Source organism: Neoroseomonas alkaliterrae (assembly GCF_014199195.1).
GTDB classification, from domain to species: domain Bacteria; phylum Pseudomonadota; class Alphaproteobacteria; order Acetobacterales; family Acetobacteraceae; genus Neoroseomonas; species Neoroseomonas alkaliterrae.
In genome coordinates this window covers 178,359-199,535 of record NZ_JACIJE010000006.1, presented here as the reverse complement: position 1 = coordinate 199,535, position 21,177 = coordinate 178,359, and the positions used below count along the sequence as shown (strand labels likewise).

Here is a 21,177-nt window from a genome sequence, read left to right as displayed (position 1 = left end):
GGCCCGCGCGTCAGTGGCGGCCTTCGGCCTCGTCGAAATGCACCTTGATGGTGTTGAACGCGTTCAGCACGCCGAAGGCGACGAGGCCCCAGCCGAAGAGCGAGATGCCGACATCGCGCGCCGCCGCGGCCAGGATCACGCCGAGCAGCGCGAGCAGGCCGTACAGCACCATGAAGAACACGCGGTTTGCGCTCATTGCGGCGTCTCCTTGCGGGGTTTGTCGTCGAAAAGGATGCGGGAGGCGGCGCCGTCGAGATCCTCGTACTGGCGCGAACGCAGCGCCCAGAGGAAGCCGACGAGGCCGAGGAAGCCCAGGAACAGGGAAACCGGGATCAGCAGCAGCAGGCTGTCCATCGCTCACTCCTTCCCCGCGCGCAGCGCGTTGAGCACGACGACGAGGGAGGAGGAGGCCATCACCACCGCCGCGATCAGCGGCGTGACGAGCCCGGCCACCGCCATCGGCACCGCGAGCACGTTGTACACCAGGGAGAAGCCGATGTTCTGCCGCGCGATCGCCTGGGCGCGGCGCGCGATGCGGATCGCGGCCGGCAGGCTGCCAAGGCCCTCGCGCTGCAGCACGAGGTCTGAGGCGGTCTGCGCGAGGTCTGTCGCGCCGGCCGGGCTCGCCGAGACATGGGCGGCGGCGAGCGCGGCGGCGTCGTTGATGCCGTCGCCCACCATCAGCGGCCGGCGGCCCGCCGCCCTGAGCGCGGCGATGCGCTCGGCCTTGGCCGCGGGGCCGGCGCCGGACCGCCATTCCGGCACGCCGGCCTGCCAGGCGACGGCGGCGACCGCGCCCTCCCCGTCGCCCGAGAGCAGTTCGACGCCGAGGCCGAGCTCCTTCAGCCCCTGGACGGCGCCCGGCGCATCCTCCCGCAGGCGGTCGGCGAAGCGGAAGACGACCGGCGGCGCCGCGCCGTCGCGGAACGCCAGCGTCATGCCATCGGCCGATGGCGGCAGGCCGCAGAAGGCGGGCGAGCCGAGGCGCGCCGTCCCGCTCTCCAGCCCCTGTCCCGGCACCTCGCGCACATTCTCGGCGAGCGGCGCATCGGGGCAGGCGCGCAGCAGCGCCTGCGCCAGCGGATGGCGGGAGGCGCGCGCGAGCGAGGCCGCGCGCCGCAGCACCGGCTCTGCCTGCGCATCCGGGATCAGCACCGGCCGGCCCTCGGTCAGCGTGCCGGTCTTGTCGAGCACGGCGTGGTCGGCCGAGGCGAGGCGCTCGAGCGCGGTGGCGGAGGTGACCAGCACGCCGCGGCGGAAGAGCGCGCCCACCGCCACCACCTGCACCGCCGGCACCGCGAGGGCGAGCGCGCAGGGGCAGGTGATCAGCAGCACGCAGACCGCGTTGACGAGCGCCACCTGCCAGGCGGAACCGAGCACGCCCCACCACAGCACGAAGGTGCCCGCGGCGACGGCATGCGCGACCGGCACGTACCAGCGCGAGGCGCGGTCGGCGATGGCGACGAAGCGGCCCTTGGCCTGCTCGGCGCGCTCGAGCAGCCGCGCCATGGCGGCGAGCGAGCCGTCCCGCGCCGCCGCCGTCACGCTGAGCACGAAGGGCGCGCCCATGTTCACCGCGCCTGCGGGCAGGGCGGCGCCGGGCGGGAAGGTGCGGGGCAGGCTCTCGCCCGTCGTCGCCGCGGCGTCGAGCAGCGTCTGCGTCTCCGCCACGCCGTCGAGGCGCAGCCTCTCGCCGGCCGCGACCAGCAGGCGCTCGCCCGCCGCGATGCGCTCGACCGGAACCGTTTCGGTGCGGCCATCGGGCAGCAGGCGCGCGACGAGCCCTTCCTGCAGCGCCAGCAGTTCCGCCACGGATTGCCGCGCCCGGCGCCGCGCCGCGCGGTCGAGCACGCGGCCCGCGAGCAGCAGGGCGAGCAGCGCCGTCGCGCCGTCGAAATAGGTGTAGGGGCCGTTGAACACGGTCTCCGACAGCGACATCAGCGCCGTCGCGAGAACGCCGAGCGAGACCGCGAGGTCCATGCTCGGCCGCCCTGCGCGGATCGCGGACCATGCCGAGCGGTAGAACGGCATGCCCGCGATCAGCACGACCGGCATGCCGATCAGCGCGGCGAGCCAGTGCAGCCCGTGGCGCGTCGCCTCGCCCATGTCCGTCCCGACCCAGACCGCGACGGAGACGAGCATCACGTTCATCGAGCCGAAGGCGGCGATGCCGAGCGCGCGGACGAGTTCGCGCCCCTCGGCATCCTCCGTGGCGCGCAGGCAGGCGGGCGACCAGGGCGCGACGCGGAAGCCCAGGCGCGCGAGGCGCGTGCCGAGCTCGGTGGCGCGCGCCGCCTCGCCGCGCCAGGTGACCGTCAGGCGGCGGGCCGAGAGCGAGGCGCGCGCCGAGAGCACGTCGGGCTCCGCGGCGAGGGCCTGCTCGACGAGCCAGACGCAGGCCCCGCAGGTCAGGCCCGAGACGACGAGATCCAGCCGGTGCGTCCCGTCCGGCAGCGGTTCGGCGAAGGTGGCGAGGTCGAGATCCGCGGCCACGCCTTCCGGGCGCAGCGTGCCGGCCTCGGTGATCTGGCGCGCATAGAAGGAGGCGAGGCCGAGGCCGGTGACGAGGGCGTGCGCGCCCTCGCAGCCTGCGCAGCAGAAGCGGTCCTGGCCGGGCGCGAGGCGCGCGCCGCAATGCGCGCAGGCGCCGGCGGAGACGGCCGCGGTCGCGACGGGCCGGACGCGGCCGATCAGGCTCACGGCACCATCACCCGCCGGCGGATGTCGAGCGCGGCCTCCTGCGGGCCGAACAGCGTCAGGCGCGCTTCCCATTGGCCGCGCTGCGGCGGCTGCACCTCGGCGGCCCAGCGGCCGCCGCCGGTCGGCGTGAAGGCGAGCGGAAGCTCGGTGCCCTCGAGCGGGCGCAGCAGCACGCCCTCGACGCGGCCATGGACGGGCCGGCCTTCGCGATCGGTCGCGACCACGCGCAGCGCGCCGCCGGCGAGCGTGACCTCCGCCGTCCAGCCGAGCGCATCCTGCCGCGCCGCCTCCGCAAGCACCGCCTCGTAGCCCCGGCCACGCTCGTAGGAGCGCGGCACGGTCACGCCGGTGAAGGTGGAGATGGCGAGCCAGGCCATCACCCCATTGACCGCGACGACGACCGACATGCCGCCCACGAAGGCCCAGGGGATCCAGCGGCTGCGGTTCGGGTCGTGGTCCTGCATGGCTGCGCTCATGATCGCGGTCCCAGGAAGACGCTCGACTGGCTGGCCGCGGCACGGCCGCCGGCATCGAGAAGGCGGAAGCTCACCGGCGTCGATTCCGGCAGGCGCTGGCCGGGCGGGACGGTGACGAAGACGCGATACTGCGAGATCCCGTCCGGCCGGCGCGAGAGCAGCGGCCGCCCGGCGGGATCCGTCGCCGCATCCGGCACGCTGAGCGCGAAGCCCTGCGGGGCCTGCAGCACGAGGGCGAGCGGCGCCTCCTCCCGCGTCTTGTTGACGATCTTGATGGTGTAGGCGTTGCGGATGCTGCCGTCCGAAAGGCGGACGAAGAGCGGCGCGCGGTCGCGCAGCACCGTCACGTCCAGCGTCGAGCGCAGCAGGAAGGCGCCCAGCATCGCGAGTGCGACCGCCGACAGCGCGCCGGCATAGAGCAGCGTCCGCGGGCGGATGAAGCGCGGCACGCTGCGCGCCTTCATGCCGCAGGCATGGCGCTCGGGCCCGGCGGGCATGCCGGCCGTCGCCGCCTGGCTGGCGGCGAGGTTCTTCAGCGTCTCGAAGGCGATGAGCCCCTTGGGCCGGCCGAGCTTCGCCATCACGCTGTCGCAGGCGTCGATGCACAGGCCGCAGCCGATGCATTCGAGCTGCTGGCCGTCGCGGATGTCGATGCCGGTGGGGCAGACATGGACGCAGGCGAAGCAGTCCACGCAATCGCCCACGCCCTCGGCCTTGGCCTTGCCGCGCGGCTCGCCGCGCCAGTCGCGGTAGGTGACGACAAGCGAGTTCTCGTCGAGCATCGCCGCCTGGAAGCGCGGCCAGGGGCACATGTAGGTGCAGACCTGCTCGCGCGCCCAGCCGGCGAGCAGGTAGGTGAAGCCGGAGAAGAGGGCGAAGAAGAAATAGACCTTCAGCGTCGCCTGCCCGGTGAGGATCTCCCGCGTCACCGTCGGCGCGTCGTTGAAGTACATGATCCAGGCCCCGCCCGTGGCGGCGGCGATCAGCAGCCAGACGAGATGCGTGAGCCCCTTGCGCACCCAGTAGTTGGCGTTCCTCGGGCCCTGGTCGAGCTTCATGCGCGCGTTGCGGTCGCCCTGGATCCAGCGCTCGACGAACATGAAGAGGTCGGTCCAGACGGTCTGCGGGCAGGTGAAGCCGCACCACAGACGGCCGAACAGCGAGGAGACGGCGAAAAGGGCGAAGGCGCCGAGGATCAGCGCGCCGGCGAGGAAGTAGATCTCCTGCGGCCAGAGCTCGATCCAGAAGAAGAACAGGCGCGCATTCCACATGTCCACGAGGACGGCCTGGTTCGGCACGCCCTCGCCGCGGTCCCAGCGGATCCAGGGCACGATGTAGTAGAGCGCGAGGCAGAGGACGAGCACCGCCCATTTGACGCTGCGCACCAGGCCGAAGACGCGCTTCGGATAGACCTTCTGCCGCGTCGCGTAGAGCGGCTGGTCGGCAGCCGCCGGGGGGGCGGCCGCCGGCCTGTCGGCCTTGGCGCGATGGGGGGCCTCGATCGTGGACATGGCTCTGCCTTGCCGCGGGGCGGGGCTATTCGCCCCCGCCCAGCGCGTGCACGTAGACCGTCAGCATGTTGATCACGGCGGGATCGAGCCGTCCCTGCCAGGAGGGCATCACCCCCATCCGCGGGTTGCGGATGAAGGCCGCGATCTGGTCCCGGCTGCTGCCGTAGAGCCAGACCTGGTCGTTCAGGCGCGGGCCGCCGAACTCGCGGTTCCCCTCCCCGCGCTCGCCGTGGCAGGAGGCGCATTGCTCGGCGAAGATCTCCGCGCCGCGCCCCGCGGCCGCCGCGTCGGTCGCGCGGTTGGTGAGGGAGAGAACGTGCTCGGTCACGTCGTTGATCTGCGCCGGGGTCAGCAGGCCGTCGGCGCCGAAGCGCGGCATCATGCTCTGGCGCTGCTCGTCGCTTTCATTGGAGCGGATGCCGTGGCGGATGGTGTGCTGGATCGCCTCGAGGCTGCCGCCCCAGATCCAGTCGTCGTCCACCAGCGCGGGATAGCCGCCTTGCGCGCCCTGCCCGCCCGCGCCGTGGCAGCCGGCGCAGTTGTTGGCGAAGGCGACGCGCCCGCCCGCGACGGCGAAGGCGCGCAGCTCAGGATCGGCCGCGATGGCAGCCGGCGTCGCCTCGCGCAGGCGGGCCAGCATCGGCTCCTGCTGCGCGCGCACCTCGGCCATCTCGGCGACGATCGCCTCGCGCGCGATCCAGCCCGAGGTGCCGCGCCAGTAGGGGAAGGAGGGGTAGATGATGACGAAGGCGATCCCCCACACGATGGTCGCGTAGAAGGTCCAGAGCCACCACTTGGGCAGCGGCGTGTTCAGCTCCTTGAGCCCGTCCCACTCGTGGCCGGTGGTGTCGGTGCCCGTGATGCTGTCCTTCTCGATCTTGGTCGGCATCCTGCGATGCTCCTCAGCGTGGGCTTCTTGCGCCGGGCCGCCGGGAATGGTCCCCGGCCTCGTCGCGCAGCGGGATGTCGGCCTGGGCGTCGTAGTAGGCCCTCCTCGACGGGCGCAGGACGAACCAGAGCATCCCGAGGAAGAGGACGAAGAACCAGACGACCCACAGGCTGCGGAACAGCGGCATGGCGTCGATCAGCGTCTGCATCGTCGCCTCCGTCACGGCTGGCGCAGCTGCGCGGGCGTCACGTCGCGGAAGTCCACGAGCGTGCCGAGCATCTGCAGATAGGCGACGAGCGCGTCCATCTCGGTGATGCGCGTCGGGTCGCCGTCGAAGGCCGCCTGGCGGGCGCGGGCATAGCGCCCCTGGAAGGCGGCGGGGTCGGCGTCGGGGCGCGCCTGCGCCTCGAGGTCGGCGCGCGCATTGGCGATCATCTCGTCGGTGTAGGGCACGCCGACCGCACGCAGCGCGCGCATCCGCGCCTCGATGTCCGAGTAGTCGAGCGGACGGTCGAGGAAGGCGTAGGGCGGCATGATCGAGGCCGGCACCAGCGCCCGCGGGTCGCGCAGATGCGCCGCGTGCCAGTCGTCCGAATACCGCCCGCCGACGCGCGCGAGGTCGGGCCCCGTGCGCTTCGAGCCCCACTGGAAGGGATGGTCGTACATGCTCTCGGCCGCGAGGCTGAAATGCCCGTAGCGTTCGAGCTCGTCGCGGAAGGGGCGGACCATCTGCGAGTGGCAGACGTAGCAGCCCTCGCGGATGTAGATGTCGCGCCCGCGCAACTCGAGCGGCGTGTAGGGCCGCATGCCCGAGACGCGCTCGATGGTGGTCTCCACCGCGAAGAGCGGGACGATCTGCACCAGCCCGCCGATCGAGACCGTGATGAGCGTGAGCACGCCCATCAGGATCACGTTGCGCTCGATGATGCCGTGGTCGCGAAGCCAGGCGAACATGGGCTGCCCTCCTTACTCGGCCGCAGCGGCGATGGCGGGAGACGCGGCCGGCGCGGGCTCGGCGGCCTCGCTGTCGGTGACGGTCTTCCAGAGGTTGAAGCACATGATCAGCGCGCCGGTGAGGTAGAGCACCCCGCCGAGGGCGCGGATCACGTAGTAGGGATGCATCGCCTCCACCGTCTCGACGAAGGCGTACTGGAGGAAGCCGAGCTCGTCATAGGCGCGCCACATGAGCCCCTGCATGATGCCCGAGACCCACATCGCGGTGATGTAGAAGACGATGCCAAGGGTGGCGAGCCAGAAGTGCCAGGCGATCAGCTTCTCGCTCCAGACGCCCTTCTTCCGCCACAGCACGGGGAACAGGTAGTAGAGCGCGCCGAAGGTGATGAAGCCGACCCAGCCCATCGCACCCGAATGCACGTGGCCGATGGTCCAGTCGGTGTAGTGCGACAGGCCGTTCACCGCGCGGATGGACATCACCGGGCCTTCGAAGGTGGACATGCCGTAGAAGCCGACCGCGGTCACGCTGAAGCGCAGCGCCGGGTTGGTGCGCAGCTTGTCCCACGCGCCCGAGAGCGTCATCAGCCCGTTGATCATGCCGCCCCAGGAGGGCATCCAGAGCACGACCGAGAACACCATCCCGAGCACCTGCGCCCAGTCGGGCAGCGCGGTGTAGTGCAGGTGGTGCGGACCGGCCCAGATGTAGAGGAAGATCAGCGTCCAGAAGTGCACGATGGACAGGCGGTAGGAATAGACGGGCCGCTCCGCCTGCTTGGGGATGAAGTAGTACATCATCCCGAGGAAGCCCGCGGTGAGGAAGAAGCCCACCGCGTTGTGGCCGTACCACCACTGGATCATCGCGCTCTGCACGCCCGCCGGCACCGAGTAGGAGGCCGAGGAGCCGAGGCTGACCGGCACATGCAGGTTGTTGCCGATGTGCAGCATGGCGATGGTGATGATGAAGGCGAGGTAGAACCAGTTCGCCACGTAGATGTGCGGCTCCTCGCGCTTCACGATCGTGCCGCCGAAGACGACGAGGTAGACCACCCAGACGAAGGTGAGCCAGAGGTCCACATACCACTCGGGCTCGGCGTATTCCTTGCCCTGGGTGATGCCGAGCACGTAGCCCAGCGCCGCCATGACGATGAAGAACTGGTAGCCCCAGAACAGGAACCACGCCGCGTCGTCGCCGCCGAAGAGCCGCGCGCGGCAGGTCCGCTGCACGACATAGAGGCTGGTGCCGAGCAGCGCGTTGCCGCCGAAGGCGAAGATCACCGCACTGGTGTGCAGCGGGCGGAGCCGGCCGAAGGTGGTCCATTCAAGGTCGAGGTTCAGCAGCGGATAGGCGAGCTGCAGGGCGATGACCACACCCACCAGGAAGCCGACCACCCCCCAGAAGGCGGTGATGACGGCGAAGGCGCGGATCGGGGCCTCGACATACCCCACCTCCTGCGCCCGCGAAGCCTGCCCCGGAGCCAGGGCGGCGGTTGCCGTTGCTGATGCCACGACCGGATCTCCCCACGCGACGCCGCGGCGGAGTCGCCGCGCGCATCATGCCGCGCAGGGAAGCCCCGTCCCGTCCCCGCGTCCTTGATCCGGATCAACTCTTCCGCATCGCAACACGACTAGGGTTCCGCCCTGGCAAAGGGCGGAGCAGCCGCCCGACCGGGGGGAGAGCGCCTGCCATGACCAGCGATGCGGAGACACTGACCCGTCGCCCCGTGACCATCCAGGCGGTGGCGCCCGACCGGCCCTGGGCCTGGCTGACCGCGGGCTGGCGCGATCTGATGGCCAATCCGCAGATCGGCTTCTTCTACGGCGGGGCGCTCACCGTGGCCGGCTGGCTGCTCGCGCTGCTCCTGCTCTGGACCCGCACGGCCTGGGCCATCCTGCCCGCCTCGGCGGGCTTCTTCATGGTCGCACCGCTGCTCGCCGCGGGGCTCTACGAGGCCTCCCGGCTGCGCGAGGAAGGCAAGGAGGTCACGGTCGCCGCCTGCCTGCGCGGCTTCACGCGCAATGCGGGGCAACTCGCCTTCATGGGCGTGGTGCTGCTCGTGCTGCACCTGTTCTGGGTGCGCGTCGCGGCGCTGATCTTCATGCTGATGTTCGGCATCAACTTCGCCCCCGCGCTCGAGGACGTGCCGATGGCGATGCTGCGCTCGCCGATGCTGCTGCCCTTCCTCATCGTCGGCACGGCGGCCGGCGCGGTGCTCGCCGCCGTCGCCTTCGCCATCTCGGCGGTCTCCATCCCGATGATGCTCGACCGCGACGTCTCGGCGATGGAGGCGGTCGCCGTCTCGGTCCGCACCGTGCTCGCCAACCCCGCGGCGATGCTGTTCTGGGCGGGGCTGATCGTGGTGCTGACCGCGATGGCGATGGTGCCCTTCTTCCTCGGCCTCGCGCTGGTCATCCCGCTGATCGGGCACGCGACCTGGCACGCCTACCGCGACCTGGTGCGGTAGGCGGCGGCGCTCAGGCCACCACGCGCAGGGCCATCGCCGCCAGCACCGCGCCGTTGATCGCGAAGAGCGCGGCGCCCGCGACCCGCATCCCCGGCCCCGCCTGCCGCCCGAAGAAGCGCCCGAGCAGCGCCACGCCGACCAGCGCCGGCACCGTCCCGGCGACGAAGGCGGCCATCGCGAGCGCCCCGCCCAGCGCCGAGCCGGTCGCGGCCGCGCCGGCCAGCGCGCCATAGAGGAGGCCGCAGGGCAGCGCGGACAGCATCAGGCCGAGCGCGACGCCGCGCAGCCCCGTCGGCGCGGCGAGCAGGCCGGCAAGCCGCGCCTGCAGGGCCCGAGGCAGGCGCGGCGCGGGAAGCCTCGGCAGCAGCGCGGCGACGCGCGCGCTCGCCTGGGCGAACATCAGCACCGCGGCGAGCAGCAGCATCGCCGCGAGCACGAAGCGGAACCCCGTGCCGAAGGCCACCACGCCCGCGAGCCCGCCCGCCCCGGCGCCGAGCGCGCCATAACCGAGCAGCCGGCCGAGGTGATAGGGCACGAGCGCCGCGCCCGAGAGCCGCGCGAGCATGCCGCCGGCCGCCGCGCGATCGGCCACCGCCGCCGCCTGGGCGAGGACGAAGGGCCCGCACATCCCCGCGCAATGCGTCGCCCCGCCTGCCAGCCCGGCCAGGAACAGCGCGCCCATCACCGCCGGAACGCCGCCGGGCCCGAGCGCCGTCAGGTCGTGCAGGCAATTCGCGAGGAATTCCATGCGCGCTCTCTAGCACGACGCGGCCGGCGCGGCTTGCGGCGGCGCAAGCCCTCGCCAGGATGCGCGGCGCGGCCTATTCCTCGGGGCATGCGCCCGATCGCCCTGACCATGGGAGAGCCCGCCGGCATCGGCGCGGAGATCGCCGCCGGCGCCTGGGCCGCGCTGCGCGGCACGGGGCCGGCCTTCTTCCTGCTCGACGACGCGACCCGCCCCTTCGCCGCGCCGGTGCGTGCCATCGCCGCACCGGAGGAGGCCGCCGCCGCCTTTCCCGAAGCCCTTCCCGTCCTGCACCGGCCGCTGCCGCGCCCGCCCGTCCCCGGCCGGCCGGACACCGGAAATGCCCCGGCCGTGATCGCCGCCATCACCGAGGCGGTGGCGCTGTGCAAGGCCGGCCGCGCCGCGGGCGTGGTGACCAACCCGATCCAGAAGGCGACGCTGACCGCGGCCGGCTTCCGCCATCCCGGTCACACCGAATACCTGGGCGAGATCGCCGGCACCGGGACGCCACCCGTGATGATGCTGGCCTGCCCCGGGCTGCGCGTGGTGCCGGTGACGGTGCATGAGGCGCTCGCGCGCGCCATCGCGCGCCTGACGCCGGAGCTGATCGCCGGGACCGCGCGCATCACCGCCCGCGCCTTGCGGGAGGAGTTCGGCATCGCGCGCCCGCGCCTCGCCGTCGCGGGGCTGAACCCCCATGCGGGCGAGGCCGGCACCATGGGGCGCGAGGAGATCGACATCGTCGCCCCCGCCGTCGCCATGCTGCGCGCCGAGGGCATCGAGGCGCGCGGCCCGCTGCCGCCCGACACCATGTTCACAGCCCATGCGCGGCCGACCTACGACGCGGCGATCTGCCTCTACCACGACCAGGCGCTGATCCCGATCAAGACGCTCGACATGGCCGGGGGCGTGAACGTGACGCTCGGCCTGTCCATCGTGCGCACCAGCCCCGACCACGGCACGGCGCTCGACATCGCCGGCACGGGGCGCGCCGATCCGTCCTCGCTGATCGCCGCGATCCGGCTCGCGGCCGAGCTCGCGCGCGCCAGGGGCTTCGCATGACACATCTCGATTTCTCGGTGAATGTCGATCACGTGGCGACGCTGCGCAACGCGCGCGGCGGCACCTTCCCCTGCCCCGTCGAGGCGGCGCGCATCGCCGTCGCGGCCGGAGCCGACGGCGTGACCATGCATCTGCGCGAGGACCGCCGCCACATCCGCGACCGCGACGTGGAGCGCGTGCGCGCCGAGATCGCCGCGCCGCTGAACTTCGAGATGGCCGCGACCGAGGAGATGGTCGCCTTCGCCGAGCGCATCCGCCCGCCCTATTGCTGCCTGGTGCCGGAAAAGCGGCAGGAACTGACGACCGAGGGCGGCCTCGACGTGCTGCGCGCCGGGCCCTTCCTGAAGGAGGCGGTGGACCGGCTGCGCTCGGCCGGAGTGCGCGTCTCGATCTTCATCGAGGCCGACGCGGCGCAGATCGAGGCCGCGGCACGGATCGGCGCGCAGGCGATCGAGCTGCACACCGGCACCTATGCGGAAGGCCCGGTCGCGGACCGCCCGGCGCAGCTCGCGCGCCTCAGGCGCGGGGCGGAGGCGGCGCGCGCGGCGGGGCTGCTCTGCCATGCCGGCCACGGCCTCTCCTTCGACACGGTCGGCCCGATCGCCGCCATGCCGGAGGTGAGCGAGGTCTCGATCGGCCACTTCCTCATCTCGCAATCCATCTTCGAGGGCCTGCCCGCCGTGGTGCGGCGTTTCCGCGCCATCATGGACGAGGCGCGCAAGGGCTGAGCCCCGGGGCTTTGCGCGCGCGCCGCGCCGTGCCTCCATGGCGGCATGGAGGAACCACCCATGCCCAGCCTGACCATCGACGGCCATCCCATCGCCTATGCCGAGGCCGGCGCGGGCCCGCCGGTGGTCATGATCCATGGCACGCTGGGCGATCAGCGCTCCTGGGCCGGGCAGATGGACGCCTTCGGCGCCGCGCACCACGCCATCGCAGTCAGCCTGCGCCATTGCTGGCCGGGACATTGGAGCGAGGACGGCGACTTCACCATCGCGCGCCACACCGCCGACATCGCCGGCTTCATCGCGGCGCTGGGCGAGGGCCCGGTGCGCCTCATCGGCCATTCCCGCGGCGGGCACATCGCCTTCCGGGTGGCACAGCATCATCCGGAGCTGGTCTCGGCGCTGGTGCTGGTGGAGCCCGGCGGCGAGCTGGACGAGAGCCTCGGCGGCGCGCCGCCGGCCGGCATCCAGGCCGCGGCCTTCGCGCGGGCCGCGGCGCTGATCGGCGAAGGCCGGGTGGAGGAGGGCCTGACCATCGTCGCCGAGCACACCGGCGGCCCCGGCGCCTGGGCGAAGCGCTCCGAGGCGCGCAAGGCCATCAACCGCGACAATGCCCGCACCCTGCTCGGGCAGGTGAACGAACAGCGCAGCCCCTACAGCCGCGCCGAGGCCGCAGGCATCGCCATCCGCATCCTGCTGGTGGGCGGCGACCAGTCGCAGCCGCAATTCGGGCGCATCCTTGATGCGCTGGAAGGGGCCATGCCGAATGCAAGGCGCGTGACCATCCCGCGCGCCGCGCACAGCGTGCAGGCGGACAATCCGGCGGACTTCAACGCGGCGGTGCTGGCGTTCCTCGCCGGCGGCTGACTGCGCGGCGAGGAGACGGAGGGCCCTTCAAGCGCCGGCCATCCGGCTCCTTCGCGCGCGGCCGGCCTGCCAGACGGGCGCGCGATGCCGAGGAGCGAGAGGCCGGACAACGACATCCGCCGGCATCATACCAGCGCGCGAAAGGAAGACCTTTCTCCCGCTGGTGTGGCGCGAGGGGTTGCCAGGGTAGCCGCGCGCGGAACCAGATCGTGATGCCCTGCGGACAGAGGTCGCTCCTTTGCGCGCAGGGCATCAGGCGTCGGTGAACTGCAGCGCGGCGAGGCGCGCATAGAGCCCGCCTTCGGCCAGCAGCGCCTCATGCGTGCCGGTGGCGACGATCCGCCCGGCCTCCATCACCACGATGCGGTCGGCGCGGCGCACCGTGGCGAGCCGGTGCGCCACCACGATCGTGGTGCGCCCCGCGCTCAGCCGAGCGAGCGCCTGCTGCACCGCGTGCTCGCTCTCGGCATCCAGCGCGCTGGTCGCCTCGTCGAGCAGCAGCACCGGCGGGTCGCGCAGGATGGCGCGCGCGATGGCGATGCGCTGGCGCTGCCCGCCCGAGAGCGTGACGCCGCGCGCGCCGAGATGCGTCGCGAATCCCTCCGGCAGCGCCTCGATGAAGCCGAGGGCATGGGCGGCTTCCGCCGCGGCGCGGATCTCCGCCTCCGTCGCATCCGGGCGGCCGTAGCGGATATTGTCGGCGACGCTCGCGCTGAAGATGACGGGATCCTGCGGCACGAGGCCGAGGCGGCGGCGCAGCGCCTCCGGGTCCACCCGCGCGATGTCCACGCCGTCGAGCAGCACCGTGCCGCGCTCGGGGTCGTGGAAGCGCAGCAGCAGCGCGAGCACGGTGGTCTTGCCCGCGCCGGAGGGGCCGACCAGCGCGACCGTCTCGCCCGGCGCCACCTCCAGCGAGAAGCCGTCGAGCGCCGCCGTGCCGGGCCGCGAGGGGTAGCGGAACACCACCTCGCGGAAGGCGACGCGGCCCTGCGCGGGCGGCAGGGCGAGCGGCGCGGCGGGGGTGGCGATGGCGGGGCGCACCGCCAGCACCTCGGCCAGGCGGTCGGCGGCCGCGGCCGCGCGCTGGATCTCGCCCCAGAGTTCCGAGACGGTCGCGCCCGCGCTCGCGAGGATCACCGCGTAGAAGACGAAGGCGGTGAGCTGTCCGCCCGACATGCGGCCGGCGATCACGTCATGCCCGCCCACCCACAAGGCGAAGGTGATCGCCCCGAAGCCGAGCAGGATGACGGCGAGGATCAGCGCGCTGCGCGTCGCCACGCGCCGCAGCGCGGCCTGCACCGAGCGCTCCGAGGCCGCGCCGTGCCGCTCGCGCTCGGCCGCCTCCTGCGTGAAGGCCTGCACGGTGCGCATGGCGTTGATCGCCTCCTCGGCATGGGCCGCGAGGTCGGCGATGCGCTCCTGCGCCGCGCGGGAGAGGCGGCGCTCGCGCCGGCCGAAGGCGATCATCGGCAGCAGGACCAGCGGCACCACCACCGCCATCAGCCCCGCGAGCTTCGGGCTGGTCAGCACCAGCATGACGAAGGCGCCGGTGCCGGTGAGCGCGTTGCGCAGCCCCATCGAGACGGCCGAGCCGATCAGCGACTGCAGCAGCGCCACATCGGCGGTCAGGCGCGACATCAGGTCGCCGGTGCGCGCGGTCTCGTAGAAGCGGGCATCGAGCCGCGTCAGGTGGTCGAAGACCGCGCGGCGCAGGTCGGCCGCCACCCGTTCCCCGAGCCAGGTGACGAGGTAGTAGCGCAGCGCCGTGGCGAGGCCGAGCGCCGCGATGATGGCGCCCATCGCGAGCGCTGCGCGGTCCAGCGCGGCGGCGCCGCCGGTGAAGCCGTCGTCGATGATGTGCTTGAGGCCCTGCCCGACCGCGAGCGTCAGGCCCGCCGCGGCGAGCAGGGCCGCCGCCGCGCCGAGCGCGCGCGGCAGGTAGGGCCGCAGGAAGGGCAGCAGCATCCGCAGCGAGGCCACGCCGCGGCGCGCCTCAGCCGCCATGGGGATGCTCCGCGGGGCCGATGACGGGCATCATGCGTGCCGCCGGGGCGAACCGGCGCGGCTCACCCCGGCGCATGAACCGGGCGAGGATGCGCCGCGCCCTCAGATCCCGCCGCGCGCCCGGGAGGGGGGCGCATCACGGCCGGGCTCACACATGCTGCCCGCCATTGATGTGCAGCTCGGCCCCGTTCACGTAGGAGGAGGCGTCCGTGCAGAGGAAGTAGATCGCCTGCGCGACCTCCTCCGGCCGGCCGAGGCGGCGCATCGGGATCTGCTCCTGCACGATCTTCTCCGTCCCCGGCGAGAGGATGGAGGTGTCGATCTCGCCGGGCGAGATCGCGTTCACGCGGATGCCGAGCGGGGCGAAGTCGCTCGCCATCTCCCGCGTCAGCCCGGCCAGCGCGGCCTTGGAGGTGGAATAGGCGACACCCGCGAAGGGATGCACGCGCGAGCCGGCGATCGAGGTGACGTTCACCACCGAGCCCTTGGCGCGTTGCAGCGGTTCGACGAGCCCGCGGGCCAGCAGCACGGGGGCGAAGAAGTTCACGCGGAAGACGCGCAGCCAGCCATCGAGGTCCATCTCCAGCGAGCCGAGCCGCGCCCCGCCCGGCCCCTTGGGCGAGATGGCGGCGTTGTTGACCAGCGCGTCCAGCCGGTCGCCGTCGGGCTTGAGCCGCGCCTTGATCTCCTCGATCGCCGCCTCGGTCGCGGCGGGGTCGGTCAGGTCGAGCTGGATGTGGTCCTCGGGGCCCATCTCCCACGGGCACTGCTCCGGGAAGGGCTGGCGCGAGACGGTGATGACCCGCCACCCGGCCGCGGAGAACCGCTTCACTGTCGCATGCCCGATGCCGCGCGACGCGCCCGTCAGCAGCAGGACGCGCCGCGGCCCGTTGGACGCCTTGCCTCGGCTGGCGCCGCCGTTTGCCATGATCCTGACCCCGTTTTCCCGATGCCTTTGGGTATAGCGCGGATGGCAGGCGCGCACATCCTCGACGCACCCCGGTATTCCGGCCGGGAAGGGAATGGCGCCCCGCCGCTCGCGCGGGCGGGGCGCGGAAGGGTCAGGCCGCGAGGCGGTCCGGCGAGGGGCTGAAGGCCGCGGCCCAGTCGGGCGCGGCGCGCAGCAGCCGGTCAACCGCCGCGACCGGCAGGCTCTCGGCGTATTCGAAGGCGGTCAGGGCGGAGGGGTCCCAGTTGCGGGCGATCTCGGTGACCGCGCGCACGGCGGGCAGCGCCGCGCTCGGCAGCGCGAGCGCGCCTTGCGCGGCGAGGTCCGCCACGCGACGGGCGGTCACGATCACGCGGGCCGCCTGCTCCAGGCGGATGCGTTCCGGCAGGCGCCCCTCGGCCAGCTCGGCCAGGATGCGCGCAAGGACGGCGGTCTGCGAGTGACGGTCGGTGGTCATGCGGGTCCCCCTTCGGGCGTTGCGCGCGGCCTCCCTCTCCTCGCGCGTCGCCCGGTTATGGTGACACGCTCATGAAACGACAAGCGCCGCAGCGTCATTCCGCCAATGTCCGCGGCGCATGTGGCGGAAGCGCGGCCCTATTCGGGCTCGATCCCGGCGGCGCGCGCCTGCTCGCCCCAGAAGCGGATCTGCTCGCGGATGAAGGCGCCGAATTCCTGCGGCGTCGAGGTGACGCGCTCGATCCCGAAGGTGCCGAGCCGGGCCGCCGTCTCGTCGCGGTCCCAGACCTTGCGGATGGCGGCGTTCCAGGCGGCCACCGCTTCCTCCGGCATGCGCGCGGGCCCGACCGCACCCATGAAGGAGAGGAGTTCGAATCCCGGCAACCCGACCTCCGACAGCGCCGGCCAGTCGGGAAAGAGCGGCGTCCGGCGCGCCGAGGTGATGCCGAGCGGCTTCATCTTCCCCTCGTTGAGGAAGGCGCGGGAGGAGGCGACATCGGCGAACATCGAGGTGATGCGGCCGGCGATGAGGTCGGTCATCGCGGGCGGCGAGGAGCGGTAGGGCACATGCGTCACGTCCACCCCGCCGATGCGGTTCAGCATGGCCGCCCCGACCACACCAGTCGTGTTGCCCGAGGCGCAGGTGAGCTGGCCCGGACGCGCCTTCGCCAGCGCGAGGAATTCCTGCATGGTGCGGACCGGAACCTGGTCGTTCACCACGAAGGTGAAGATGTAAGTTCCCATGCGGCAGATGGCCGTAAAGTCCGCGATGGCGTCGTAGGTCGGCCGGCGCATCAGGGCGGGCGTCGCGCCGTGCGGGCTGTTGGTCGTGATCATCAGCGTGTGCCCGTCCGGCGCGGCGCGGGCGGCAGCCACCGCGGCGATCGCGCCGTTGGCGCCCGGCCGGTTCTCCACCACCGTCTGGATGCCCCAGTCGGCTTCGAGCAGCGAGGCGAGCAGGCGCGAGACCGTGTCGGTGCCGGAACCCGCCGCGAAGGGCACGATCAGGGTCACGGGGCGGGAAGGCTTCCAGCCGCCCTGGGCGCGCAGGCGGCCCGGCAGGGCAAGCAGCGGCGCAGCGGCGAGCAGCGCGCGGCGGGACGCGGTGAAGGGCATGGCGGATCCTCCGGTTCGGTGTTGGCGGCAGAATCGCAACCCCCCGCGGCCTTGTCCATGGGCGGGCCGGCGCGGCCTGGCAGCGTGGATCGGCCCGGCCGGTTGCCAGCGGGCGCGCGGTTCGAGCCGCTGCGCGCCGTCATCGCGGGGCGCGGGCGGGGCGGCCGCGCGTGAAGCGAGGCGCCGATGCCCGGCGGGCGTGCAAGGCTGGGCACCCTGACCTGACGTCGCGGCGCCCCGCATGGCCTGCTTACCGGCACGGTTCGGCCCGGATGGCCGCGCCGCATTCGTGCCGTGACGGAATGTTCAACCGCTGCGTGCTTGACCCGGCGCGGCGCCAAGGTCCAAGAGGGTCGCATGCCGACGCACCAAGCCCGCGGCGCCGGACGGTTCGCCCTTGCGCTTCCGTTCCTCGCCCTGGCGGCCCTGCCCTGGGCGCCTGCCGAGGCCAATGCCCAATCCCGGAATGGCGAGCAGGCCGCGCGCCCGGCCGCCGCACGCCCCGCGGCCGCGACGGCCACGCCCGCGCGCGGCGGCGCGGCGAACGGCCAGCGCCGCGTCACGCCCGCGCGCGCCCCGGCCGCCGCCCGCGGCCCGGCCGCGCAGCCCGCCGCACCGCCCGAATCCCCCTGGGAGGCCTGCACCCGCGCCATCGCCGCCGCGGAGCCGGGCTCAGGCCTGCCGCCCGGCCTGCTCGGCGCCATCGCGCGCGTCGAGACCGGCCGCCGCGCGCCGGACGGGCGGATCGCGCCCTGGCCCTGGTCCTTCAACGCCGCCGGCGAGGGCCGCTACGCCGCCACGCGGGCCGAGGCGGTCGCCGAGGTTCAGGCGCGCCTCGCCGCCGGGACGCGCTCGATCGACATCGGCTGCATGCAGATCAACCTGCTGCACCACCCTGACGCCTTCCCCTCGGTGGATGCCGGCTTCGACCCGGCGGCGAACGTGGCCTATGCCATCCGCTTCCTGCGCGGCCTGCACGCGCAGACCGGGGACTGGGCCCAGGCGACGGCCCGCTATCATTCCGCGACGCCGGAGCGCGGCGTGATCTACCACCAGCGGGTGATGGCGGCGCTCAGCGGCCAGGGCTTCGTGCCCGGCCCCGCCCCCGGCGTGATCCCGCTTCCCGGGCCGGCCATGGCCGGGCTCTGCGCCTCGGGCCGCGGCGCGGTGCTGCTGGTCGGCACGCAGTCGCCGAGCCTGCGGCCGGTGGTGGCGGTGCCGAACGTGGAACTCCGCCTGCGCGGCCGCCCAGCGGCCGGGCCGGCGAGGCCGCGGATCATGTGCCTGCCGACATCGAGCCGCGCGGCACCGGGCTGAGCGCGGGCGCCCCGGGCGCGGCCGCGCGCCGCCAGGCCGCATCCCGCCGCCAGGCCAAGCCGAGGATGAGGACCCAGGCGAGAGGCCCGACCAGCGAAAAGGGCCGGAACACCACCACCAGCAGCGCCGCCGGCGCCAGCACGAGCAGCGCCTTCTCGCCCGGCAGCCAGCCCTCCCGCCGCGCCGCGCGGGCGAGGAACAGCGCCGCAATGGCGATCACCGGCGTGTCGTAGGTCCAGGCATAGGGGGTGAGGAGGAAGGCGGCGGCGATGGCCGCGGCGGCGCGCGCCTCCTCAGGCCCTTCGGGCCGGCGGAGCCACAGCCGCAGCACCACCGCGAGCGCCAGCGCCGCCACCGCGCCATGCAGCGCCCAGGCAAGGGCCGCCTGGCCCGTCGCCTGCATCACGAAGGCATGGACCGACTGGATCTTCGGCAGCACCTCGGAGCCGGGGGCGAGGTAGCGGTCGGCCGTGCCGGCGACCATCGGCAGGAAGGCGCGCCACGTCTCCCCGCCGAAGGCGATCCAGGAGGCGGCGGCGACCGCGGCGACCGTCGCGCTGGCGGCGGCGAAGACCCGCCAGCGGCCGGTCAGCGCGAGCAGCAGGGGGAAGACGAGGCCGAACTGCGGCTTGATCGTCAGCAGCCCGAGCGCGACCCCGGCCAGCGCCGGCCGCCGGTCGAGCAGCAGCAGCGTCCAGGCCATCAGCGCGGCCACCAGCGCCCCGTTCTGCCCGACGCCGAGGGAAAGAAGCACCGAGGGGGTGCAGAACACCGCGACCAGCGCCGCCGCGCCGGGCATGATGCCGCGCGCCGCGAGCCCGAGCAGCACCACGCAGGCGAGGATCCAGCCCGCCCAGGCCCATGCGTAGGCGAGCGGGGCGAAGGGCAGGACGGCGAAGAAGAAATGCGGCGGGTTGAGCCAGCCGAGGTAGCCCGTCATGCCCTCCGGCGCGATGCCGAGGATCGCGGCCTGGACGTCGCGCAGGCGCTCCCAGTCGTAGGCGGCGGCCGCCTCCCCCGCCAGCGCGAGCCGACCCGCCGCCTGGAAGGCGATGAAGTCCACGCGGTGCGGCGTCTGGCCGGTGAAGAGGATGCCGAAGACAAGGATCAGCGCGTTGATGGCGCAGATCAGCCCGCCATAGAGGACGATGCGCGGGCCGGTCAGCCAGTCGAGCGCGAGGATGCGCCTCATCGCGGATGCAGCGGCGCGTGGCGGGACCGTCCGGCCTCAGCTCCGGTCGCCGGGCGTGACCTCGATGACCTGCCGGTTGGTGCGGAAGGCAGCGCCGAGGGCCGCGAGGTCCGAGCCCTCGTCGCCGCCGAGCACGGTGCGCGCGGCGGCGACATCGCCGGTCGCCGCGAGCGAGACGGCGTAGTTCGCGGTCACGCGCGCATTCGCATCCGGGCGGCGCGCGAGCGGTTCGAGCACCGCGCGCGCCTCGTCGGGCCGGCCGTCGAGCAGCAGCGAGAGGCCGAGATTGTTGGCGACCGAGACGGATTCCGGCGCCAGCGCCTGGGCGCGGCGATAGCTCTCCTGCGCCTCGGGATGGCGGCCCATCAGGTCGAGCGCGACGCCGCGGCCGTCCAGCGCGGGGACCGAGCGCGCATCGGAGGCGAGGACGCGGTCGAACAGCGCGAGCGCCTCGCCCGCCTGGCCGCGCTGCAGCCGCAGGCGGCCGAGGGCGAGCAGGATGGTGCGGTCGTTCGGCCGGCGTTCGAGCGCGGCGGCGAGCACCTGCTCGGCCTGCGCATGGTTGCCCGAGCGCCGGAGCGCGGCGGCGAAGCGGAGCTGGGCGTCCATGTTGTTCGGCTCGTTCGCCGCGGCCGCGCCGTACATGTTCAGCGCGACGTCCATCTGGCCCGAGGCCTCGGCCGCGCTCGCGACGCGCATGCGCGAGGCGGTGTCCGGGTCGCGCACCCCCTCGGTCGCGCAGGCGGCGAGGGTGACGGCGGCGAGCAGGGGAGCGAATCGGACCGGCATCATGGCGCGTTCATCCCGGAGAAGAGGCCCTTGCCCAGTTCCAGCACGGACGGGCCGACCAGGGCAATGAACACGGCGGGCATGATGAAAAGAATCAGGGGGATAACCAGGAGGGCGGGCAGTCGGATCGCCTTCTCCTCGATTCGCAGCATGCGGTCCTGGCGCATCTCGGCCGCCAGCACGCGCAGCGCCTGGGCCAGCGGCGTGCCGTATTTCAGCGTCTGGGACAGGGTGCCGCCGAGTCGCTTGAAGCCCTCGAAATTGGTCCGCTCGGCGAAGCGCTCCAGCGCCTGTCGCCGGTCGGGCAGCATGCGCAGCTCCTGCACCAGCACCAGGAAGGAGATGGCGAGCGGGCGGTTGCTGTTCTCCATCTCGCGCGCCACGCGGTCGAGCGCGGTCTCGATGCCGAGCCCCGCCTCGGCGCAGACGACGAGCAGGTCGAGCGCGTCGGGCAGGCCCTTGCGCAGCTTCTCCTCGTGCTTGCGCTTGAGATAGTTGAGGAAGAAGTTCGGGCCGAAGATGCCGAGCAGGATGCCGCCGAAGACGACGACCGCCGTGCGCGGCATGTCGTAGCCGCTCGCCTGTGCGTAGATCAGGGCGAAGAGCGGCAGCGCCACCATCAGCACCGCCTTGACGCCGATGAAGGTCGGGACCGCCGCGCGCGGGTTCAGCCCGGCGGCGGCGATCGCCATCTGGAAATCCTCGACGTCGCGGTCCGAGACGAGGGTGGTGTTGCGCAGCGCCTCGCCGAGCTTGCGGAAGGGCGCGGCGGCGCGGATGGTGGCGCCGGAGATCGCCTGCGGCCCCGCGCCGACCGGGCGCAGCACGGACTGCACCCGGCTCTCGAGATCCTTGTCCTCGGCGCCGCGGGCGAGGATGACGGCGGCCGAGACCGCGAGCAGCACCGCGCCGATGACGGCGAGGATCGGGGCGATGCCGCCCTGGAGGAGAAGGTCGAGCATC

The 21,177-nt window shown here is 73.3% G+C and carries 22 protein-coding genes; 5 read left to right on the top strand and 17 right to left on the bottom strand.

Annotation, left to right across the window (positions count from 1 at the left end):
* Positions 1–10 precede the first annotated feature (10 nt).
* Genes FHS88_RS12210 through ccoN form a run of 9 tightly spaced genes read right to left on the bottom strand, consistent with a single transcriptional unit; the run spans position 11 to position 8,036 of the window.
* The gene (locus FHS88_RS12210; protein ID WP_184484991.1) at positions 11–196 is read right to left on the bottom strand and encodes a hypothetical protein; all 186 of its coding nucleotides are present in this window, start codon (positions 194–196) and stop codon (positions 11–13) included.
* A complete protein-coding gene (ccoS, locus tag FHS88_RS12205) occupies positions 193–354 on the bottom strand; it encodes a cbb3-type cytochrome oxidase assembly protein CcoS (RefSeq protein WP_184484989.1) in 162 nt (53 codons plus the stop codon). Before ccoS ends, FHS88_RS12210 begins: the two co-directional genes overlap by 4 nt.
* A 3-nt stretch (positions 355–357) precedes the next feature.
* Positions 358–2,700: a heavy metal translocating P-type ATPase gene (locus tag FHS88_RS12200; protein WP_338146545.1), complete on the bottom strand. Its 2,343-nt coding sequence runs from the start codon at positions 2,698–2,700 to the stop codon at positions 358–360.
* Positions 2,697–3,176 carry a FixH family protein gene (locus FHS88_RS12195; protein WP_184484985.1) on the bottom strand — a complete coding sequence of 160 codons (480 nt, stop codon included), beginning with the start codon at positions 3,174–3,176 and terminating at the stop codon, positions 2,697–2,699. Before FHS88_RS12195 ends, FHS88_RS12200 begins: the two co-directional genes overlap by 4 nt.
* Positions 3,173–4,687 (bottom strand): cytochrome c oxidase accessory protein CcoG, encoded by a 1,515-nt coding sequence (gene ccoG / locus FHS88_RS12190; RefSeq protein ID WP_184484983.1) that lies wholly within the window; start codon positions 4,685–4,687, stop codon positions 3,173–3,175. The genes FHS88_RS12195 and ccoG overlap by 4 nt, the downstream gene beginning before the upstream one ends.
* 25 nt (positions 4,688–4,712) lie before the next feature.
* Positions 4,713–5,576, bottom strand: a complete 864-nt coding sequence (gene ccoP, locus FHS88_RS12185) for a cytochrome-c oxidase, cbb3-type subunit III (RefSeq protein ID WP_184484981.1) — start codon at positions 5,574–5,576, stop codon at positions 4,713–4,715.
* Between the two features lie 13 nt (positions 5,577–5,589).
* Positions 5,590–5,784, bottom strand: a complete 195-nt coding sequence (locus FHS88_RS12180; RefSeq protein ID WP_246419849.1) for a cbb3-type cytochrome oxidase subunit 3 — start codon at positions 5,782–5,784, stop codon at positions 5,590–5,592.
* Positions 5,785–5,795: 11 nt separating this feature from the next.
* On the bottom strand, positions 5,796–6,530 hold the full coding sequence (ccoO, locus tag FHS88_RS12175; protein ID WP_184484979.1) for a cytochrome-c oxidase, cbb3-type subunit II: 735 nt from the start codon (positions 6,528–6,530) through the stop codon (positions 5,796–5,798).
* A gap of 12 nt (positions 6,531–6,542) precedes the next feature.
* Positions 6,543–8,036, bottom strand: coding sequence for a cytochrome-c oxidase, cbb3-type subunit I (ccoN, locus tag FHS88_RS12170; protein ID WP_408902407.1), 1,494 nt, complete (start codon positions 8,034–8,036; stop codon positions 6,543–6,545).
* 179 nt (positions 8,037–8,215) lie between these two features.
* On the opposite strand from ccoN, the gene FHS88_RS12165 reads away from it, so the two are divergent.
* Positions 8,216–8,992 (top strand): DUF2189 domain-containing protein, encoded by a 777-nt coding sequence (locus FHS88_RS12165; RefSeq protein ID WP_184484977.1) that lies wholly within the window; start codon positions 8,216–8,218, stop codon positions 8,990–8,992.
* A gap of 10 nt (positions 8,993–9,002) precedes the next feature.
* On the opposite strand, the gene FHS88_RS12160 is transcribed toward FHS88_RS12165, so the two are convergent.
* A complete protein-coding gene (locus tag FHS88_RS12160) occupies positions 9,003–9,740 on the bottom strand; it encodes an urease accessory protein UreH domain-containing protein (protein WP_184484975.1) in 738 nt (245 codons plus the stop codon).
* 87 nt (positions 9,741–9,827) lie between these two features.
* On the opposite strand from FHS88_RS12160, the gene pdxA reads away from it, so the two are divergent.
* The 3 genes from pdxA to FHS88_RS12145 are packed head-to-tail and all read left to right on the top strand — an operon-like array spanning position 9,828 to position 12,391.
* The gene (gene pdxA, locus FHS88_RS12155) at positions 9,828–10,799 is read left to right on the top strand and encodes a 4-hydroxythreonine-4-phosphate dehydrogenase PdxA (protein ID WP_184484973.1); all 972 of its coding nucleotides are present in this window, start codon (positions 9,828–9,830) and stop codon (positions 10,797–10,799) included.
* Positions 10,796–11,527 (top strand): pyridoxine 5'-phosphate synthase, encoded by a 732-nt coding sequence (locus tag FHS88_RS12150; RefSeq protein ID WP_184484971.1) that lies wholly within the window; start codon positions 10,796–10,798, stop codon positions 11,525–11,527. The genes pdxA and FHS88_RS12150 overlap by 4 nt, the downstream gene beginning before the upstream one ends.
* A gap of 60 nt (positions 11,528–11,587) precedes the next feature.
* Positions 11,588–12,391: an alpha/beta fold hydrolase gene (locus FHS88_RS12145; RefSeq protein ID WP_184484969.1), complete on the top strand. Its 804-nt coding sequence runs from the start codon at positions 11,588–11,590 to the stop codon at positions 12,389–12,391.
* A 252-nt stretch (positions 12,392–12,643) separates the two neighbouring features.
* Here the strand turns inward: FHS88_RS12145 and FHS88_RS12140 are convergent, their stop codons facing one another.
* From FHS88_RS12140 to FHS88_RS12125, 4 genes are all read right to left on the bottom strand, one after another.
* Positions 12,644–14,395, bottom strand: coding sequence for an ABC transporter transmembrane domain-containing protein (locus tag FHS88_RS12140; RefSeq protein ID WP_184484966.1), 1,752 nt, complete (start codon positions 14,393–14,395; stop codon positions 12,644–12,646).
* Between the two features lie 148 nt (positions 14,396–14,543).
* Complete coding sequence (locus FHS88_RS12135) at positions 14,544–15,323, bottom strand: SDR family NAD(P)-dependent oxidoreductase (RefSeq protein WP_184484964.1); 780 nt, start codon at positions 15,321–15,323, stop codon at positions 14,544–14,546.
* A gap of 133 nt (positions 15,324–15,456) precedes the next feature.
* Positions 15,457–15,801 (bottom strand): hypothetical protein, encoded by a 345-nt coding sequence (locus tag FHS88_RS12130; RefSeq protein ID WP_184484962.1) that lies wholly within the window; start codon positions 15,799–15,801, stop codon positions 15,457–15,459.
* Between the two features lie 137 nt (positions 15,802–15,938).
* Entirely contained in the window at positions 15,939–16,916 is a 978-nt protein-coding gene (locus tag FHS88_RS12125; RefSeq protein ID WP_184484960.1) for a Bug family tripartite tricarboxylate transporter substrate binding protein, read from the bottom strand.
* Between the two features lie 357 nt (positions 16,917–17,273).
* Here FHS88_RS12125 and FHS88_RS12120 point away from each other — a divergent pair, with 357 nt between their 5' ends.
* Positions 17,274–18,233: a lytic transglycosylase domain-containing protein gene (locus FHS88_RS12120; RefSeq protein ID WP_184484958.1), complete on the top strand. Its 960-nt coding sequence runs from the start codon at positions 17,274–17,276 to the stop codon at positions 18,231–18,233.
* Here the strand turns inward: FHS88_RS12120 and FHS88_RS12115 are convergent.
* The 3 genes from FHS88_RS12115 to FHS88_RS12105 are packed head-to-tail and all read right to left on the bottom strand — an operon-like array spanning position 18,193 to position 21,176.
* Positions 18,193–19,425 carry a glycosyltransferase family 87 protein gene (locus FHS88_RS12115; RefSeq protein WP_184484956.1) on the bottom strand — a complete coding sequence of 411 codons (1,233 nt, stop codon included), beginning with the start codon at positions 19,423–19,425 and terminating at the stop codon, positions 18,193–18,195. The genes FHS88_RS12120 and FHS88_RS12115 overlap by 41 nt on opposite strands.
* 36 nt (positions 19,426–19,461) lie before the next feature.
* A complete protein-coding gene (locus FHS88_RS12110; RefSeq protein WP_184484954.1) occupies positions 19,462–20,217 on the bottom strand; it encodes a tetratricopeptide repeat protein in 756 nt (251 codons plus the stop codon).
* Entirely contained in the window at positions 20,214–21,176 is a 963-nt protein-coding gene (locus tag FHS88_RS12105) for a type II secretion system F family protein (protein ID WP_184484952.1), read from the bottom strand. Before FHS88_RS12105 ends, FHS88_RS12110 begins: the two co-directional genes overlap by 4 nt.
* Position 21,177 lies beyond the last annotated feature (1 nt).